13 protein-coding genes are annotated in these 20,134 nt (G+C 43.3%); 4 read left to right on the forward strand and 9 right to left on the reverse strand.

What is annotated here, in order from left to right:
* Positions 1-717: 717 nt before the first annotated feature.
* Positions 718-2,805: a peptidylprolyl isomerase gene (locus AC1DCV_RS14785; RefSeq protein ID WP_477023849.1), complete on the forward strand. Its 2,088-nt coding sequence runs from the start codon at positions 718-720 to the stop codon at positions 2,803-2,805.
* 144 nt (positions 2,806-2,949) lie between these two features.
* On the forward strand, positions 2,950-3,456 hold the full coding sequence (locus tag AC1DCV_RS14790; protein ID WP_477023850.1) for a DUF2480 family protein: 507 nt from the start codon (positions 2,950-2,952) through the stop codon (positions 3,454-3,456).
* Here the strand turns inward: AC1DCV_RS14790 and corA are convergent.
* Both corA and AC1DCV_RS14800 read right to left on the reverse strand, forming a co-directional pair.
* Positions 3,453-4,559 (reverse strand): magnesium/cobalt transporter CorA, encoded by a 1,107-nt coding sequence (gene corA, locus AC1DCV_RS14795; protein WP_477023851.1) that lies wholly within the window; start codon positions 4,557-4,559, stop codon positions 3,453-3,455. The genes AC1DCV_RS14790 and corA overlap by 4 nt on opposite strands.
* Before the next feature lie 326 nt (positions 4,560-4,885).
* The gene (locus AC1DCV_RS14800; RefSeq protein ID WP_477023852.1) at positions 4,886-6,145 is read right to left on the reverse strand and encodes a DUF3472 domain-containing protein; all 1,260 of its coding nucleotides are present in this window, start codon (positions 6,143-6,145) and stop codon (positions 4,886-4,888) included.
* A 274-nt stretch (positions 6,146-6,419) separates the two neighbouring features.
* On the opposite strand from AC1DCV_RS14800, the gene AC1DCV_RS14805 reads away from it, so the two are divergent.
* Entirely contained in the window at positions 6,420-7,016 is a 597-nt protein-coding gene (locus AC1DCV_RS14805; RefSeq protein WP_477023853.1) for a type 1 glutamine amidotransferase domain-containing protein, read from the forward strand.
* A 36-nt stretch (positions 7,017-7,052) separates the two neighbouring features.
* On the opposite strand, the gene AC1DCV_RS14810 is transcribed toward AC1DCV_RS14805, so the two are convergent.
* Both AC1DCV_RS14810 and AC1DCV_RS14815 read right to left on the reverse strand, forming a co-directional pair.
* Positions 7,053-7,448, reverse strand: a complete 396-nt coding sequence (locus AC1DCV_RS14810) for a septal ring lytic transglycosylase RlpA family protein (RefSeq protein ID WP_477023854.1) — start codon at positions 7,446-7,448, stop codon at positions 7,053-7,055.
* Between the two features lie 49 nt (positions 7,449-7,497).
* Positions 7,498-8,019, reverse strand: coding sequence for a DUF2867 domain-containing protein (locus tag AC1DCV_RS14815; RefSeq protein ID WP_477023855.1), 522 nt, complete (start codon positions 8,017-8,019; stop codon positions 7,498-7,500).
* A gap of 153 nt (positions 8,020-8,172) precedes the next feature.
* On the opposite strand from AC1DCV_RS14815, the gene AC1DCV_RS14820 reads away from it, so the two are divergent.
* Entirely contained in the window at positions 8,173-9,909 is a 1,737-nt protein-coding gene (locus tag AC1DCV_RS14820) for a thiamine pyrophosphate-dependent enzyme (protein WP_477023856.1), read from the forward strand.
* Positions 9,910-10,002: 93 nt separating this feature from the next.
* Here the strand turns inward: AC1DCV_RS14820 and tamL are convergent, their stop codons facing one another.
* The 5 genes from tamL to AC1DCV_RS14845 all read right to left on the reverse strand — a co-directional run bounded on the left by tamL (position 10,003) and on the right by AC1DCV_RS14845 (position 20,106).
* Complete coding sequence (gene tamL, locus AC1DCV_RS14825; protein WP_477023857.1) at positions 10,003-12,501, reverse strand: translocation and assembly module lipoprotein TamL; 2,499 nt, start codon at positions 12,499-12,501, stop codon at positions 10,003-10,005.
* The gene (locus AC1DCV_RS14830; protein WP_477023858.1) at positions 12,485-17,569 is read right to left on the reverse strand and encodes a translocation/assembly module TamB domain-containing protein; all 5,085 of its coding nucleotides are present in this window, start codon (positions 17,567-17,569) and stop codon (positions 12,485-12,487) included. Before AC1DCV_RS14830 ends, tamL begins: the two co-directional genes overlap by 17 nt.
* A 267-nt stretch (positions 17,570-17,836) precedes the next feature.
* Positions 17,837-18,679 (reverse strand): DNA damage-inducible protein D, encoded by an 843-nt coding sequence (gene dinD, locus AC1DCV_RS14835; RefSeq protein WP_477023859.1) that lies wholly within the window; start codon positions 18,677-18,679, stop codon positions 17,837-17,839.
* 111 nt (positions 18,680-18,790) lie between these two features.
* On the reverse strand, positions 18,791-19,405 hold the full coding sequence (locus tag AC1DCV_RS14840; protein WP_477023860.1) for a hypothetical protein: 615 nt from the start codon (positions 19,403-19,405) through the stop codon (positions 18,791-18,793).
* Positions 19,406-19,500: 95 nt separating this feature from the next.
* Positions 19,501-20,106: a hypothetical protein gene (locus AC1DCV_RS14845; protein ID WP_477023861.1), complete on the reverse strand. Its 606-nt coding sequence runs from the start codon at positions 20,104-20,106 to the stop codon at positions 19,501-19,503.
* Positions 20,107-20,134 lie beyond the last annotated feature (28 nt).

A 20,134-nucleotide genomic window follows, 5' to 3' on the forward strand; every position in this document is an offset into this window, starting at 1 on the left:
GGCTGTGAATATGTGGAAATTTAATTTCCGGCTCGTGTACAAATGTAGTTGTTATTCCTTTTTACTACGCTTTCCACATGAAATTAACATGCTCTTTCCGCGCTATTGCTGATTTTTCTTACTTTCATCCACATAGGTGGATATCCTTGTTGGTGAAAATCTTTTTCTTCAACAGGGTATTAGGAAAATGTTAAAAGATGGCGTTTGCTATCCACAATTCACATCTTCATTTTTTAAGGGTAAATTTAACCACAATAACAAAATTAGTTTTACCTGTGAGCAAGGGTACCTTTTCCCACGTTATTTTACGTTTTACAGGGGTTTTTACACATCAATTGTGGAAAAGAATTGGTTGCGAATGAAAAACGGTCAAAATGCATACACGTCTAAATTAGCCCTGTTTTATTCACATTTTTATGTGGATTATAAAAACCGCCTTTTTAACATTTGTGAATAACCCTTTCATGTTATTATCGGTTCTTTTTTGTGGAAGTAGCAGCTACAGTCAACGTTTAAAAACATTAAACCCTTGAAAAAAGATAAGTTGTTAATAAAGCGTCCATGTGGAAAACCTGTGAATGATATATAGTCCACAAAAGTGTTATACCATCTTGAAACCCTTTGCTGTATTGAGTTTCATGGCAAAAAATACTCTTTTGCAGTTACAGTTATTTTATTCTATTTTTGCTATCCTTAAAAATGTAGACTATATAATATATGTCAGTAATTMAGAAAATCAGGGACAAGTACGCCGTCATGATCGTTGTAGTGATTTGCCTGGCTATTGTTAGTTTCCTGTTGCAGGATGCCTTTTTTGGCAAAAGTTCTCTCACCCGTCGCAGTACAAGCGTGGGTAAAGTAAATGGTGAAGATCTGGACTTAGCAGACTATCAACGCCGCATTCAGGACGCAGAAAATGGCGCCCGTCAGCAAATGCCTAATATTGACGATCAAACACGTCAATATATCCGTGAACAGGTTTGGAACCAATTTCTGAATGAACAAATTATGCAGGCTCAATACAAAAAATTGGGTATTGTGGTAACTGAAGCAGAAGTGGTAGACCAGATCCGGGGTAAAAACCCTAATCCGGTAGTTGTACAGCAATTTACACGCGATGGTCAGTTTGACCGCGCCGCTTTACAACAAGCTATTGCGCAGGCAGGCACCAATCCTCAGATCCGTGAAGGGCTGCATCAGCTGGAAAGCTATATTTCCAAATACCAGGAACAACAGAAATATGTAACCCTTGTTAAACAAGGTGTATACTACCCTAAATGGTTGGCAAAACAACAACAGGAAGATAACAGTCAATCTGCTGCTATATCCTATGTAAGCGTTCCTTATGCTACCATTTCTGACTCCACTATTAAAGTAACAGATGCTGAACTGGATCGTTTTATCCAGGATCACAAACAGCTGTTTAAAGTAGAAGAATCCCGTAAAGTAGAATATGTGTCATTTGATGCTATCCCTTCTGCTATAGATTCTACTGCTGCCATTCAACAGATTGTTGCGATGAAACAAGAGCTGGACACTACTAAAGACGTTGCCGGTTTTATTAACCGCAATTCTGATATTAAATTTTATGATGGATATATTTCCAAGAACGAAGCAAAAGTTCCTCAAAAAGATTCTATCGTGAATTTGCCTGTTGGCGCGATCTTCGGGCCATATTATGATAATAACCTGATCGTATACGCGAAAATGGTTGATCGTAGAAATATGCCGGATAGTGTGAAAGTTCGCCACATCCTGATTGGATCTTCTGCTCAGGGTGGTTTGCCAGATTCTATTGCTAAGAAACGTGCTGATAGCATTGAAGTAGCAGTAAGAGGTGGTGCTGACTTTAAAGCATTGGTTAATCAATACAGTGATGACCCAGGCAGCAAACAAACTGGCGGTGAATACGATTTAACTCCTTCTTCCCAGTTTGTTCCTGAATTCAAAACATTTGCTTTTGATGGTGCTAAAGGCCAGGTTAAAGTGGTGAAAACCCAGTTTGGTTACCATGTAATTGAGATTATGGATCAGAAAAACATTGGTCCTGCCATTAAAGTGGCTTATCTCGGTAAATCTGTAGAAGCAAGTAAAGAAACCAATAACATGGCTTACAGCGCTGCCAGCGATTTCGCAGGTAAGAGCMGTTCTGCTGCCAACTTTGAGAAAGCAGTACAGGAAAGCAAGTTGAATAAAAGAATTGCTGACAATGTTCGCCCTATGGATTTTGTAATCCCTGGTATTGGACAATCGCGCGAACTGGTACGTTGGGCTTACGAAGCTAAGAAAGGCGATGTGAGTAACGTATTCACTTTCGATGATAAATATGTAGTCGCGGTTTTAACAAGCGTTCGTAAAGAAGGTACTGCTCCGCTGGAAGATGTTAGACCTCAGGTAGAATCTGAAGTTAAAAAACATAAGAAAGCAGAACAGATCATTGCTAAACTGCAAACTCCGGCCAGTCTGGATGCAGCAGCTAAAACTACTAACCAACCAGTGCTGAAAGCGGAAGGTGTAAATTTTGCTACTCCGTTTATCGCTTCCCTGGGCTTTGAACCACGCGTTGCAGGTGCTGCTTTCAATAAGAAATGGGGTACCGCTAGTGTATCTGCTCCTATTGAAGGAAATGCAGGTGTATATGTAATTAAAGTAGATAGCTTCCAGCCATCTGCTCAACCTGCCCAGGACGTAACCGCCCAGCAGGCTGCATACGAACAAGGTGTTAAATCAATGCTGGATCAACAACTGTTTGAAGTGCTGAAAAAGAAATCTGATGTGAAAGATACCCGTGGTAAATTTTTCTAGACCGCTACATTTTTTACTGACATAAGAAGAAGGGAAGCAGCAATGCTTCCCTTCTTCGTTTTGGACCCTTTCCCCACCTCTCATACCACTTATTCACATTCCTGCACCGATATTCGTAAATTTGTATCCTTAAATAAGGACAAAATGGACGAAATCATAAATAAAGTAGCGCTGAGTGGATTGGAAACCATAGATCTGGAGGATTATTATCCACAGGGAGAGACTGTGATCTTTGATATGAAAGATTACCTCTTTATGGGGCTCATTCTGAAAGAAAAAGATTTTCGCGTGTCCCTGCAGTCGCTCGATTGGGAACAATTCCGTGGAAAAAATGTGGGTTTAATCTGTAGTGTAGATGCAGTGATCCCCTTATGGGCATATATGCTGGTGATGACTAACCTGGAACCCATCGCGGAGTATGTTGCCTTTGGAGATGCTGAGTTTATTCACAAAACACGTTATCTGCAAAACCTGGCTAAAATTGATGTAGCATCCTTTACAGACAAAAGAGTAGTAATAAAAGGGTGTGGGGATAAACGTGTGGGAGAAATTGCCTACGCAGAAATTACCCGTCTGCTTCGTCCGGTGGTAAAGAGTATTATGTATGGTGAACCCTGCTCTACAGTACCTGTTTACAAAAAGAAAGGCTAAAACCAGCCTCTTTTTCTGAAGAAGAAGATCATCAATAATAATAATATCCCCATTCCCCCTAAAGTATAATAGTACCCGTGCCTGGTTTCCAGCTCAGGCATATAATGAAAGTTCATGCCGTAAATTCCGGCTAAAAGTGTTGGCGGGGCCATCAAAGTGGTTACCACCGCCAGCACTTTCATTATTTCATTCATTTTCAGGTTCAGCTGTGTATGGTACATTTCCTGTAAGTTCAATACTGTATCCCGATAGTTATCTGCCAGGTCATTACATTGAATAATGTGATCGTACACGTCTTTATAATACTTAGTCACTTTATCTTCCAGCAGATCACTTTCACTTTTCAGAAAGCCATTTATTAACTCTCTCACCGGCGAAATGGCCCGCTTGAATAAAAACACCTGCCGTCTTAGGTAGTTGATACGAGCCAGTGTGCGGGTATTGGGCTGATGTTGTACCAGGTCTTCCATCATTTCTATCCTTTCTCCCAGCTTATCCATTACAATAAAGTAGTTATCCACAATAACATCCAGCAGGGAATAACATAGGTAATCTGCTCCCCCGTTGCGTATCCTGGAGCCTTTCAACAAAAGTTTAGTTCGTACCGGATCAAATACGTCCCTGGTAGGATCTTCCTGGAACGAAATCACGAAATTTTTGCCCAGTACAATGCTTACCTGCTCCATATCTACGGAGGATGTTTCACTATTAAAGTAAATCATTGGAAGCAAACAGAACATGCGATCGTTGATTTCATCCATTTTTGCTCGCTGGCCTATGCTGAGTATATCTTCTTCTATCAGTGGATGTATCAGAAATTGCTCACAGACAGCGTGGATTTCCTCTTTTCTGATGCCATCAATATTAATCCAGCTCAGTTGCGAAGACTCCATATATTTGAAAGTATCTTCTACCTTATCTAGTACAAGCTCAGAACAAAGACTTGTGTTATAGTCAAAAACAGTGATTTTACTATTATCAGCCGGTTTACGGAGTGCCACTCCTTCTGCCGGATTAAAATTCATGATACGTTGCTTCTTCACTTTGAATGGATTCAGGACTTGTACTACGCCGGGAATAGGCAGTTTATTTTTCAATGCCATATGCAACTGATGTTATCAGGATTTAAAACCGAATTTAAAGTAAAAATTGCTTAGTAGCCGGTTAACAGAAAGAATTATGCCCTTTCTCAAAAGACATCTAAAATGCCCATTTCACCAGAAAATTGTCGTGCGTATAAGAAAATAAATGCGTAATATCTGTCCTATGGGGTATATAGATTAGTTTAAGTGAGCACTTATCTCCTTATATCGTTGACAAATAGGTGGTTAATATAGTTTTAGAAAGATAAAAAAGGAGGATGTATCATTTATCCGATACATCCTCCTTTTTCCAGTTGCCTGGTTGTTTTATGGAAAGAGAAGCTGTTTTAAAACTTCGGAAGCTCTATCACTGGTGGTGTTCTGGTTGCTGGCCTTTCAAACAGATCACCATATTGCGCATTTGCAGGTTTAAATCCGCTGTTCCATAAATAGAACCATCCGTTTTCTGCACCGCCACCATAATCAAGACGATCTTTTGCTTTAGCGGTGGCATCATTGGAGAATTTTGCTTTTGTCAGTTCTATCCATTCACCGGTATTGGTTTTTATCCAGTGATTACCGAAATATCCTTTGCGGCCAAGATGTCCGTTTTCAAAAGAGAAATTTTCCAGGAAAGAGTAAAGGTGCCCCATGTATTTACCATCTTTAGGCGCTCTGAAGCTGGCTATCAGCTTCCACTCTTTATGCTCAGGAACATAAAAATAAGCAGTATAGGTAGTGGTATTGCCAGAGGGAACGCTGTGCATCAGGAAGCGATAGGTATCACCAGCTTTCCAGTTGTACACCCAATGACTATGCCCACCGGTACCTTCTCCGCCAAATCCGCTGGCATCTACACTATCTCCTTTTGCCAGCATTACTACCTGATCTTCGTACTTTACTTTGCTGCGTTCCTGTGGTTCTCCACCTGCATCCCAAACAGAAAAAATCACTCTTCTTTCTGTAGGAGAATTTACCTGCATACCAAAGTACCCACGATGAAAACCGCATGACATGAAATAAGTACCGAGTTTGTCTTCTCCTTCCGGCACTTTGATTTCTCCATAAAACCACTCTACATTTTTACCTTCCGGAACAGGGTAGTTTAAATGTACAGAAGCCGCGCGACGCCAGGGTTTGGCGTTAAATTGTATATCTTTTGTTGCGGTACCCGTTAAGGAAACGGCCTTCACATCTGCATACACGGATCCTGTTTTTTCTATGCCTTTTAAAGAAACGCAATAGAAACCAGGCTTTTTAATATTCGTTTGCAGAACAGGAATATTTACAAAGTCATTATTGTTAGGAATGCTTATTATTTTTTCATTTCCATTTACTGACACACTTACTTTGCTGGCTGCATCTGCTTTTGCCAGCAATGCTACTTTAAGCGGACCGGTAGTAGCGGCATGAAAATAAAAATTAACGGTGTTACTGTTACCGGTCCAGTGTATGACGCCTTGGTTATGACTGATGTCTACATTTTCTTCTACCGGATCGGCATAGGCGGCAAAGCCGGGAAGTTCTATGGCGGGAGCCTGTGCAAAGGCATGATCAGCAGCCAGGCAAATAGCCAGCAATGCAGAAAGGAGTGTTTTCTTGTTCATTGTTCTGTAATTGTATATCAACAAATAAAGTAGCATCTGTTTCCAAATGCAATTTTCTCAGAAAAAAATTACAAACGAATGAGAAAGCAGATTGGAGGCATATGCTACGGTATGAGTAAGAAATTATACAGCCCCGCAAACGCACTGATCTTTTACAATGCTCTGCCGGCATCACCATTTGCAACGGGAATTGTTTTTGAGGTTGAAGGCGATGGTATGAAGAGTATCTTCTGCCGAAGGCTAAATATTATAACACTATATAAAATAGCATCTTATGGAAAATCAATTAAAAGGAAAAAAAGTAGCTATTGTAGTAGCAAATGGGTTTGAGGAAGTGGAACTTACCAAGCCATTGGAAGCATTAAAAGAAGCAGGCGCCACTGTGGACATTATATCACCAGAAGAAAAAAACGTGCGTGCATGGGCTGAAACCGACTGGGGAAAAGACTATCTGGTGGATAAGAATATAAAAGATGTGATTGCGCAAGACTATGATGCGTTGGTATTGCCAGGAGGTGTGATGAATCCGGATCACCTGCGCACCAATGATCGCGTGATTGCTTTTGTGATCGGATTTTTTGATGACAGCAAACCTATTGCAGCCATTTGTCATGGCCCATGGACGTTAATTGAAACCGGAGAATTGGATGGTCGCAAAATGACTTCTTTCAAATCATTGAAAACAGACCTGGAGAATGCAGGTGCATTGTGGGTAGATGAGGAAGTGGTGACTGATAACGGTCTTGTGACCAGTCGTACGCCGAAGGATTTGCCCGCGTTTTGCAAAAAGATGATCGAAGAAATTGCGGAGGGAAGACATGATCAAAGGGGAAATAGTGCCAGGCGTGGTGGTGTACATCAATTGGGGTAAATAAACGTTACAGGAGTGAGTCACCTCACTCCTGTTCTATTTTTTCTTTTTCGGCTTTTTGTATTTCACTTCTACATTGGCAACGCCGGTATTCAGCATTCCCAGTTTGGAAGCGGCTTTGTGTGAGAGGTCTATGACACGTCCGGGTACAAAGGGACCACGGTCATTAATGCGCACTTTGACGCTTTTACCATTAGCGATGTTAATAACGGTTACGCGTGTACCAAAAGGTAAAGTTTTATGTGCTGCAGTGAGTTGTCGCTGATGGAATGTTTCGCCACTGGCGGTTCGTTTGCMATCGAATGAGTCTGCGTAATAGGAGGCCTTTCCTGTTTCGGTAAGTTTCCGGCTACAGGAAGTGGTTACTGCTGTTATCAGGATAACGAGCAGCAATACAGTATTGCGTTGTAAGGGCGCAGGGATAGGTTTCATTGGTAGCGATTTAGACGATGCTATAAAAATAGTMAATTTTCTGTGCCTTTTAGCTGCCGGCTGTGCGTAATTGATGAATGGTGCTTTTTATCATTGCCGGAACAATGAGCCGGTGGAAAGGCTTTACAAAGAAGAAATAAATCTTCCCCAGGCGGTTGTTGAAATGCACAGCAGTTGTACAGAGTAGTTGTTGGTCTGCCGGTTGTTGCTGCAGATAAAGGGAAACGCGGAAATCAAGGTGCTTGTCATTTTCTCCCAGAATTACTTCTTTTTCATTCATGTCCATGATTTTAAAGATGCCTAATTGGTCGCCACGGTTAAATGTTCTTGGGCCTTTGTGAGTTGACCCTTTACCGGTTTTAAGACCAAAGGGGCTTACTATCAGGTCTCTTATTTCCTCTAGTTTTTTGATCCAGTTGGGTGCTCCGATAGAAAAAGCAATTGTTGTTTGCGTAATGTTTACGGGGTGAGCTGTAGGAATGTTGGAAGCAAAGCAATCCTGATAGTGAATAGTAGCCATTTGCTTGTACAGCAGGGAGTCTTTGGGCAGGGCGGGTTCTACAATAGTCATATAGGTTGTTGTTTCTAACGCAAAATTAACGGTAGTAGTACCATTATGGAGATTAATTTTTATTTGTCACGGCCTGCTTATTGAAAGTAAGGAGGATGAACAATGTGGGAAAGCAACTGTTTTTATTATTCATACATCAGTAATACAAATATTATGGCAAAACTTGTAGCGGATCAATTAGTGGAGATGCTGGCATCTGCCGGCATTAAGCGCATTTACGCGGTTACCGGCGATAGTTTAAATCATATAAACGATGCGGTGCGCCGTGATGGGAGGATCCAATGGATACATGTAAGACATGAAGAGGTGGGGGCCTACGCAGCCGGTGCCGAAGCGCAGTTAAACGGGCTCGCCTGCTGTGCCGGTAGCAGCGGCCCAGGGCATGTACACCTGATCAATGGTTTGTATGATGCACACCGTTCAGGTGCTTCTGTGCTGGCCATTGCATCTACCTGTGCGACCAATGAATTCGGTAGTGATTATTTCCAGGAGACGAACACCATCAAATTATTTGACGACTGCAGTTGTTATAACCAGTTGGCCACTACGGCGGAACAGGCGCCCCGGATGATGCAGGCTGCCTTACAGCATGCGGTGCATAAACATGGGGTGGCCGTATTTGGTTTACCGGGAGATGTGGCCGCAGCTGATGCCAGGGATATTCCTACCGCTACCAGGTTGTATCATCCGCGTCCGGTTATTTGCCCTTCCCCACAGGAACTAAAAGAGTTGGCTGAGTTATTGGGCACAGCTCAAAAAATAGCGATTTATTGCGGGCTGGGAGCTGTTCCTGCCCATGATGAGGTCGTAGCCCTCTCTCAGCTGCTAAAAGCGCCTGTTGCCTATTCATTTCGTGCTAAAATGGGCATACAGTATAATAATCCCAATGAAGTAGGCATGACCGGCCTGTTGGGCCTTGCATCGGCTTATAAAAGCATGCATGAAGCGGATGTACTGTTGCTACTGGGTACCGATTTTCCTTATACTCCTTTCCTACCAGAGAAAGCTAAAATTGTGCAGATAGATATTCAGCCGGAAAGGCTGGGCCGCAGAATTGCATTAGAGATGGGGCTTTGCGGTGATGTAAGCGACACCCTGAAAGCGCTGTTGCCCATGCTGAAGGAAAATACCGACCGGAACTTCCTGGATTCCATGGTAGAATTCTACCGGGAGGTGAGAAAGAAAATGCAGACTTATGTGGATGATAACGGAAAGGAAGATGCTATCAGCCCTGAGTTTGTAGCCGCCACGCTGAATAAGATTGCCGCCGATGATGCCATATTTACAGTGGATACCGGTATGACGAATGTATGGACAGCGCGCTACCTGGAGGGAACAGGAGAGCGGACGTTGCTGGGTTCGTTCAATCACGGCTCTATGGCCAATGCTATGCCGCAGGCTATCGGCGCAGCTTTGGCACAGCCAGGCCGGGAAATATTTGCATTATGCGGAGATGGTGGTTTGACCATGTTACTGGGTGATCTGATGACCATTAAGCAATATAATCTTCCTGTAAAAGTGATTGTATTTAATAACCGTGCGTTGGGTATGGTAAAACTCGAAATGGAAGTTGCCGGATTACCTGACTGGCAAACAAATATGGTAAATCCTGATTTTGCCGCGGTAGCAGTAGCGATGGGCTTTACCGCATTTACCATTCACAAGCCGGAAGATGTGGAAGCAGTATTGGCACAAGCCAACAAAACTGCCGGACCTGTATTGGTGGATGTATTTACTAATCCGGAATCACTGGCGATGCCGCCGAAAGTGGAGTTTGCGCAGATGAAAGGGTTTGCGCTCTGGATGGGGAAATTGATTTTAGGAGGAAGATATGAGGATGTATTTGATGCGGTAAAATCAAATTATAAGCACCTGAAAGATGTGCTGTAGAACGGGATTAAAAATTACGAATTACGGATTTGTGGGAAGAAGACATACATAACCTCTCTTATTCGTAATTCGTAATTTTTAATTMGTAATTCTTTAGAACGGATATCCAATTGCGATATTGAGAATCAGATTCTTTTTGCGCCATTCCGGATCACCGAAATCAATTTTATTCAGTACCCAGCGCTCATTTTCTGGCAGATATGGAATACGGAAAGGCATGGCCAGATCCAGCCGTACTACCACAATAGACGCATCTATACGTAAACCTATACCACCGCCTACCGCTATTTGTTTATAGAAAGAACTAAATTCAAATTTACTGCCAGGTTTATCCGGGACATCTTTTTGCAACCAGATATTACCGGCATCAACAAATGCAGCAAAGTTAAATACACTGGCCAGGTGTATACGTACTTCGGAGTTGAACTCCAGTTTGATATCGCCGGCTTCATTGGCCAGGAGTGCGGACGTATCTACCGCTTTGTTATGATAAGATCCGGGGCCCAGTGTACGTGCCCTGAAAGCCCTGATACTGCTGCTGCCTCCTGTAAAGAATTGTTTTACAAAAGGCAGCGTTGCGGAGTTTCCGTATGGTAAACCATATCCCAGTAACAGCCGGTTGATCCACTGTTTGCCTTTACCAATATTCCAGTAGTGCCGACCCTCCACTGTAAATCTTTCGTATTGTGCAAAGGAGTTACCCAATATCGTTCTCTGGCCTGTGTCGTTCTTTGGTATCAGCAGTCCCGCAATGTTACCGGATATGTCAACATTACCGCTTACATAAAAACTATGGACACGGTTGGGCTGTTGATTATTGTAAGTGATGTTATAGTTGCCACTCAGTATAAATTGTTTTTCAATGGCGTTGCGCTGGCCTGGATCATTCTTCAATATGCTGTCGTAAGCAGCTGTGGTTTTAGTTGGCAGTACATAAGTTATAGCAATTGGTGAAAAAGCATGACTCAGGAATTGCGTACGTTGCCAGAGATATTGCAGCTGGAGCGTATATGCGTTAAGGTTATACATGTCTGCTCTGCTGTATAATTCATATGTCGCGCTTATACGTGTTTTGGGTACATAAGGGGTACGAATATTTAATCCACGAAATGGCGTAATGAATCTTGGAAAGGTAACAGCTACTTCTGCTCCCAGCCCATATGAATTGGATCCACCGGAACTTTTATTACCTGTTTGCCATTCCATTCCCCCGCGTAAACCAATTTCCAGTAAAGCGGCAGAATGCAGCCAGTTACGGTTTTTGGCTGTCAGTTGGATTTCCGATCCAATGAATCCATTGGACTTGGAGGTGCCCCGAAGTTCTGCTTGCAGGGAACGGCGTTTATAGGGCGTCAAATAAAATTTAGCATCAAGCCATCCGCTGTCGAGAGAGATACGGTTATTCACCATAGCGCGGTAATTGCTTGCCAGCGAAGTGTCACGGGTGTAAGTCGGATCGCGTTTGAACCGCCCGCCAGATGTGTCTCGCCTGCCTGCATTTCTTGCGGAAGAATCTCTTCTACCACCGGGTAGATTTGGGTCACCACCAATGATATTATGAATAGAAGTATCTCTTACCGGTGAAAACTGTCCTTTTACAAATTTGAACACACCCAGATTAATCAATCGTTGTAGCGTAATATTATGTGAGCTGAGGCGATATAAACTATCCGGCCGTAAAAATACAGAACGATCAAAAGCGGAGGATTTGAAACGTTTAGCAGAGTCAATGATGTAAATACTTTTATATTTTACCGGCGTGCCTAATGTGGAAGTGGAATCATTGTCCAATGAATAATCCGGGAATAAGGAAATATCATGCATCCGGTATGGACGCAGTGCCAGCAAAGGGGTATTATCTTTTATTTTTACAAAAAGATCCACTTGTCCGCCATTGGTGCTATCTACTTGCACCAACAAATAATCCGGTGTAAAATAATAGAAACCCTGTTCCTTTAACATGGAGTGTATGCGTTCCCGTTCAGCCTTAATGGAATCGAGCGAATATGGGGCACCCACTATCAACGAACTTTCCGGCTTCGTTTCTTTTACTGTTCTTCCAATGGCACTTGTATCTGTTATATAGGTAACGCTTTTAATAGTATACCGGTGGTTTGGAGTAGCAGTATACTTAATGGACGCTTTTTTCTTGCCGGAGTTTTTAACGGCAGATACAACACCTGCCTGGAAATAACCATTATCCACCAGGTATTCTTCCAGAATTTTAGAGGTATAATCAGGTTTAGCCTGACTGAGTAGCACAGGAGGTTCCCCCCATTTTCTACGTAATATATAATTGAGTCCTTTTCCTTTGGGTTCGTTTCCTAAATTATAAAGCCACAATTTAATAGGCATGCCCAGGAATTTCCTGTTCCTGTTAGGACGGATGCGTTTATTCATTCCATCCATAAGGGAGCTGTAGTCGCGAGGCTTTTTCTTTGTAACAGTATCTGCTAACCACTTTACTTCACTGCCGGTATATAAGCGATCTCCTTCCGGCACTGTGCGTGTAGTACTACAGGAACTGAGCACCAGGTATCCCAGGCAAAACAGTATACAGAAGAAGGTGATATGACTATTTGCTTTTCGCATCAGGAGTCGTCGTATTTTTATCGTCTTTTTTATTTTTTTTCTTATCGCGGACTTTTTGTTTCTGCGATGTTGTTCTGGAACGTTGCAGAATTTCCCGGAACTCATCATAATCCATGATGAGTGCGAATGCCACACCTGTTTCCACTACTTGTCCGTCAATAACCGTATTGTTATCGTTGTTTTGGTAAACCCGGATCCGATAACGTCCATCACGGGTAAGTTTGTATTCAACGGAGATATCACCTATCAGGGAGCTGGCATTTTGCTGGTTACCCTGCAGCATAATATTTGATCCAACGGAAACGGTTAAACGATCATTGAATAACTGTTTGGAAGCACCCACTTTCAGACTGGTTGTTTCCTGTGCAGTACCGGTTGAGTAATCCTCCTGGTTTTGCAGATCGAAATTGAGATCTATTCCTTTTATCAGGTTACCTGCCAGATTATTCAATTGTTGTGAAAGGATTTTACTCACGCTGTTTTTCGCAGCCTGTCCTACGCCACCACCATTTCCACCATCCAGTGTACTCATAGGATCTTCCGGGATAAATGTATTCAGTACAAGTAAGCCCATTACCTGTTTATTCAGCTCTGATGGATTCTGATTAATTTGTTTCAGCTTGTTGTAAGGAGTACCGCTTAGTGTATTCCTGTCTTTCTCCGGCAAGTCAAGCCGGAAACTGATATCGGGTTTTAACAGGCTGCCTTTGATCATGAGATACACTTCAAATGGCATCCGTTGTTTGTACATATTACGCTGCTGGGTACTGATGTCCTGGAGTTGACCAGCTACCAGGTCGTAAGCCGGTGCATTTACGGTGTATTTGGCCGTGATATCGAGGTCGGCATTGGTGGCATCACCGTTGAACGAAATAAAACTTCCTTTCTGAATATCGAAGGACCGTTTGATGAGTTGGTTCAACGACATTTCATATTTACCTTCAGAAATTTCATAACGGCCGGTAAGACTTAGTTTACTGCTGGGGTCCAATGTGGCGTTGATATTAGCCGTACCTTTTGCCTGCACATAGTCACCATTTTGTGAATCGATAATAATTTTGATGATAGATTCTGGTGTAATTTCCAGGTTGCCAGAGAGGAACATTCCTTTCAGGCGGGTGGTCTTATACTTTAAACTATCTTGTTTAGCCAGCAGTGCAGAATCTATCGGGTTAGACATATCCACAAACTCAACTACTCCTTCCCTGTTGGCCAGTCCTGGTTCGTCCTGTGGCAACGTCATGGTTACACTGGATTTATCGCGAAGCTTAACGGTGGCGTCAATCCTTGGCAGATCCAAAGAGCCACGGATTCTTACTTTGCTATCTATATATGCAGGACCATAGATCCATTGATCAGGATTTTGTTGACGGCCTAGTGCMATAAAGTTGTCGGCAGTAACATTCAGATTGAAATTATAGCGGGTAAAATCTTTTGTATTGATACGACCATCTACAACGAGCTCGTTGTTGGCACTGTCGGCAATGACGAGATTATTCAGCAGTATGCCTTTCTCATCTATTACAATATCTTCATCCGGTAAGTGGAACTTACTACCGATCATTGTCACCATTCCGGTAGCATTGTCGAAATGTAGTGCACCGGTTACTTTGGGAGCAGACGCTGTACCGGAAATGTCAAACTGGCCATTGGCGCTGCCAGTCATTTTGGTTACACTCCCCATAGTAAATGGCTCCAGTGAAGCCATGCTCAGCTTATTGATATTCAATTGCGCATTGATGGTGCTATCGTAGGTGCCTTCTACTTTAATATCGTTGTCGTTACCCGTTAGTCCAGCTATTAGTTTATACTGGCCAGGGCCATTGTTTTCCACATTGGCATCCAGTGTTCCCATGCGTGTATTCTTCACCGTTAGGCTGTCTACTTTCAGGTTAGCATGGATCAGGGGAGATTTGTCCCAGTTGCGTACAGTAGCTTCTGCATTCAGTGTGCCATTCGCCAGGAGTGTATCCGTGGCCAGCAGCCCTGTGATGGTAGAGAGCTGGAAGTTAGCAATATTGGCCTGTAATGCTGGTACCGCGCTGGTATCACGTAATGTGGCGATTTGTATGGATTGGTTGCCCTGAGACAGCTTGATATTGGCGGTATCAGGAGCTCCGTTTTTTATGCGTAAAATATTATTGTCTGCAACGGTCCATTCCTGTTTGTTAAGCAGTAGTCCTGGTTTCAGGGATAGTTGCATGGCGTTGTCTTTCAGGAATGTGAAAATGCCGCCCAATTTATATTTGGGTTGTCTTTTTACATCATCTACCTGCAGGTTAAAATCTACTACGCCGGTATTGGCAGTAGCAGTGAAAAAGGTATGATATAGCGGAAACGTAGGATGCGCCATACGTGCCAGTGATATATTTGTTTGGAGAGAAGTGTCCAATATTTTTGCATACACTTGCAGACTATCTACCTGTAAAGAATCATAATTGATCTTTGGCAGATTGGCGTGCAGTATCAACAGACTGCTGTCGCTGTTTAAGCGACCATCCATTACCAGCGGCACTTCCATACGTAGCGCAGGTAACATGGCCTGTAAGCTTTTAGGCCATACCAGGGAAGCATTCCATGATAGTAACTGACCTGCGGGAACTTTAATGATGTTAGTGGAGTCAGGAGGGAGTAATGGTTTGTTGATAACGCCGGTAAAAGCGCCACCTACTTTTCTGTAATCGATATGTCCGTATGCATTGATTAGGCCAAACGGGCTTTTTAGGGTAATGTATTGCTGATCATCGTATTTCGCGAGCAGTGCAATGCTGTCCAGCGGGAATACCTGTCCGTTGGTAGCAATTTGCCAGTTGGTTAAAAAAGCGTTTCCTTCGATGCGTTGTGGTTCAATGCTGTTGAAATCAGCAATCAGATTGCCTTGTATGGTTAGTGGTTCTGTGTACCAGTGCGTGGCATAGAGGTCCGCTTTGGTCAGATCCATGTTCACTTTTAGTCCTTGCACCGTGGTGTCTACCAAGCGGCCGCTGATGTCAAAAGTAGCGGTAATACTGCTGTCGGCACTTTCCCCTTGTGCTTCAAAGTCGCCACTATTAATACCGGCATTTACGCTTACGTTGTGATATGTATAGGCGTTATAGGTAGCTTCGTTTAATTGAATAGCGGCTTTGGCTGCCATTTGTTTAATCGTATAGCCCTGGCCGGTAGCGCTCACTTTTCCGGACATCCATCCATAGGTAGTATCATACAACATGATGCCGGGGTTAGCGCGGAAATAAGGGATACTCACCGTATAGCTGCTGCGAATGCTGTCTGTTATATTTACCAGGTGTGCATTGATGTTGGCGTTAGCGTAATCGCTCTTCAGCTGCAGCTGTGTAACCAGGTCTTTCATCCCTCCTTTGAACATACCGGTAATGAGCATATGCTCTGGTATGCGTGGAGTGTCGGGCAGGGTTCCGGCTGGTAGCCAGGAACGCAGCGGCTTGTTACCAGACTGGATATAGAGGTTCGGCAGATTAGCGCTGAGGAGGTCCGGATTGGCGGCATGAAATACCTGACTATTATCGGCTTTAACCAGGTTCCCTTCATGGTCATTGATGTAAAGTTGTTTGATGTTCAATTCACCCAGTGTTCCTTTTAATATAGCCGCCAGCGTTAGTTCTTTTTTCCAAAGAGGTGCTAACGATTTGTTTTTGCGTGCATCCGGTACAAACGGCAGCCATTCTCCCAATGCTATGTGCACCGAGTCGAGGTTAGCGTCCAGGCCCAGCTGATCCAGTTTATCGGAGATGCCTGCCCAGGAAGGCACCGTTATGAGAATCTGTTTGCGGAAAATGCTTTTATCCGTTTGCAGCAGGAAGTTGCGTAATGCCAGGGTATGTGGCGTAAACAACACATCCATGTTGGCTTTGCGGATGGCAAAACCGGATTTTTCCTGTGCCGTGAGTGATTTTATGGCAACAATGATGCTGTCGGGTTTATACCGGATATTATTGATTTTACTGGAGAAGTGGGTCAGCATCAGGTGATTATAATCCGGATCAGGGCCCGCGGCTTTAGGAGCGGGTCCGCCGTTATCATATTTAAGGGCCAGTTTATCCAGGTTCACCTGTGTGGCGAAAACCTGCCAGGTATTTGGTGTAGTGTCTTTAGGTGCGGAAGGAATGGAGTCTTTGCCAGGTACCATCATTACAAATCCGCTGGTGCTGCTGATGGTCAGATCGCCGACTTGTATACGGGTGGAGTCCTGATCCATACTGCTGTTGCGAAGCAGCAATGCACCAATCTTCCAGGCGGTGGAAATACCGCTGCCATCATCGGAATATACGAAACTACTATTGTTGATCTGTAGCTTTTTCAGCAGCAGGTGCAATGATGAGCTGTTGGTATCTGCAGGCGGCGGCGGTGGCGCCGCAGACGTTACCGCCGGGGCTATATAACTCTGACGGAAGAAGCCTTTCAGGCCATCCAGGGTAATACCTCTGAATGCATAGATTCCATCGTCAATCAATAAATCATCCGGATCTACGTGCAGGCTATCCCAGGTTAATATGGCATTCATGCCACCGGGGGCATCTGCATAACTAAGTTTCACTTTGCGGAGCGAAATGTCTTTTAACCGGAACTGCATGGTGGTACCTGTTTCCGGAGCAATAGTATCAGGGGCTGTTTTTGGACTAACGAAGGCATCTGCCGCAAACTGGTAGTTAAAGGCGGAATCGCCCTGATGCCGGTACACATTTATCAGTACGGTATCCCATTCCAGTTTGTCTATTCTCAGTTCATTATTGATAAGGGATAGCAGGTTATAATGCACTTTCAGTGAGCCGGTATAAAAAAGGGCCTGATTGGAAGTATCACCTACATATACATTGCGGAGTTCCAGGTACTGCCATCCCCTTGCGCGGAGATAGCCGATCTGCACTTTAGTATGTAGTTTCTTGCGCAGGTATACTTCTCCCTGTTCTCTTAAATAATTCTGGACGCCGTTGAGTTGCAATAATAAAACAATCATTACGGGCAAAAGGAGCACCGCAACAATTATCCATATAAGCCATCGCCACCAGGGGCGGCCGTGTTTTTCTCCGGTTTCTGCTGGTTCTGTCACTATGATGTATTACAATAGTCAATTATTGAATATAAACGCAAAAGCACGTTTATGGTTTACTTTACCGGCAGGATAGTTTAACCGGGGCGCTTGCCTTCGGGGAACAACAAAATCCATACCTGAGCGGTACCGGGAGTAAATAGTTATTGCAAGAATACATCAAATACGGTAACGGACATACTATTTTTTGGCAGAAGGCTGACAATGAGGTGAGTAGGAAAATGCACAGATTGACGAAAAGTGATGGATCGGACGGGTGGTGGTTGGTTATTCTTCTTTACGTGTGGCCTGGTTCAAGGCATGTTCATCTTCTTTTTCAATTCTTCTTTTTACTTTATCTACATCTTCAGCAGGAGGAAGGGTTTCTGGCTTTACTCCTCTTTCTACCAGTATTTTTCTGACAGCGGTGTTATTATCCACGTGTTCTTCTGTAATACTGCTTTCTCCTTCAAGGTTTTTCTCTACAACATTGTGGTTGGTGAGTTCCGTTGCCAGGTCTTTGGCCTTGATGGTCAGTGTTGGCAGGAAATCAGCGAGTGGCCGGTTGTCAGGAACCAGTAGCTTTTTCTTCATATCACGGGTATTAAACCCACCAAATAAGGCCTGATCTCCTTTTGAACGGATGCTGGCAAATCCCTTTTCATCAACACCTCTTTCATAAAGAATCCCGGACAATACTTTTTCTGACTGGGATAATTTTTCCCTGGCATTGATACGATCGATGTCCAGTAGTCTTTTTTCAATGACTTCCTGTTTTCGGGTCTGTACAGCAAAATAGGTTTGAGCAAAGGCAATGGGAGCTTTTTGAGAATCACCGTTTTGGGCAATGAGGTAACAGGCGTAGCGGGTAAGGGCGATATCCTGCACTTCTCTTGTTGCATCACTTCCAACAACAACCATTTTGCTGATATCAGCAAAATGGTCAGAAACCAGTATGCCACTGTTTTCGCAAGCAATTTTTGCCTTCTCGATTACTTTTACAAAATTTCTCCATTGTGAGTACCCCAGAATTTCCTGCAATTCTCTGGCGCTCCAGCATTCAATTCCTTTGTGGTCATAACGGGCTTGCTCAAACTGAGCAAACAGCGCTTCAATCAATTCTTTTTTCATGAAAAGAAATGTTTAAAATCATTTCACAATATTGTGAAGCGCAAAAATAGAAGCAAGGAAAATTGCTTTGGTTAACGGAACTTAAACATGCTCAATTTGACTTGAACTAACTCACTGCAACACCGGCTTATTCCTTTGATTGAACCGATATATATAATATTCAAGCTGATCTTTCTTTTCCTTATCTGTCCTGAATTCATCGAGCAGGGCACTGTCCTGTGGAAGGATGTATTTTTTGAGATTGTAGGCAGATAATTCCAGTATTTGACCAGTAACAACGTTCAGTACTTTTTTTAGCGCCACAGGTGTACTGACACTGTTGGTGGTCATATCCGCCTGATTGAGATAGTTGCGGGAAGGTTGAATACCATGTAAGGTATAAATGCAGTAATAGCCGGTTTCTTCTATTTTGTTGAGGCCATTGTCTTTGATGTAGATATTGGTGCCATCGCAGAAGCCCCAGTAATTTTTCACTTTATGTTCCTGGCCAGCGCCATCCCGAAGTACTAATTCGTTTCTGTTTGCCAGCAGGTAGATCTGTGCKGCCGAGCTGCGGTTTTTAATCACCAGGTCGCCTTCTTCAGAGGGATTGTTAGCCTGAAATTCTTCGAATGATTTATATAAGCCCTTTTTCAGCTGCCGCGCATCAGTGATCAGCACCGTTTGTTGCCCTGCGGCAGACAGAGACAGAAGTAACAAAATCCAAAAGCACCCCAATTGTTTCATAATTAACAAATGTATAGGGTTTCGGAGGCGACGGTAGGTAGAAATAGCTGAATGGGGGCATTGTTTCTACTGATGTTGGATTTATGTCTGTAAAATCAGGAGCCTTTAACAATTAATTTGATCTCTTTCCACTGGAACAGGAGCTCCTTTGAGAGTGTTTCATAAACTTCCTGGTTGGACATGTCTACCCATATTTCAATGCCAGCTGTCCAGAAGGGAGTCGTTAGCTCGTTGTCGCCGAACAGTGCGAGGAAGGTGGTTTGGTGGGTAGAGGTTTTGATCTTTGTACGCATTTCCCAGGGAATAGGCTTAAAGGGTTTAATTTTTACGCCTCTCTTTGCAGTAGTTGTATCCTCCACAGATTCCGGAGTAAACAGTAGTAGAATATCGTGTGGATGTCTGGCTGCTGCAGCTGTTACTGCCTCTGTTGACGCCTGTTGTTCGGTCCCCAGGTATTCGAAGTTTGTGGAGATGTTATATTTTTTAAATCGTTTGTTGAGTTCATATTGCAGGTCCTGCACTATTTTCCTGGTAGACATGTTGCCAAAGCAAATAAACAACAATTGTTTTCCCGGATGAGGTGCTGCTGATTGATGTGTTACCTCCATCTGGTAGGTATTCATTTTAGATTGCGCGGTACTTTTTAATATTGAACTACAGGAGATAACAGCCGCCGCCAGGGCAATAAATAAAAGCTTCATTGTACAGGAATATGGTGGAAAAATAGCG

This window comes from Chitinophaga sp. 10T418, assembly GCF_056394125.1.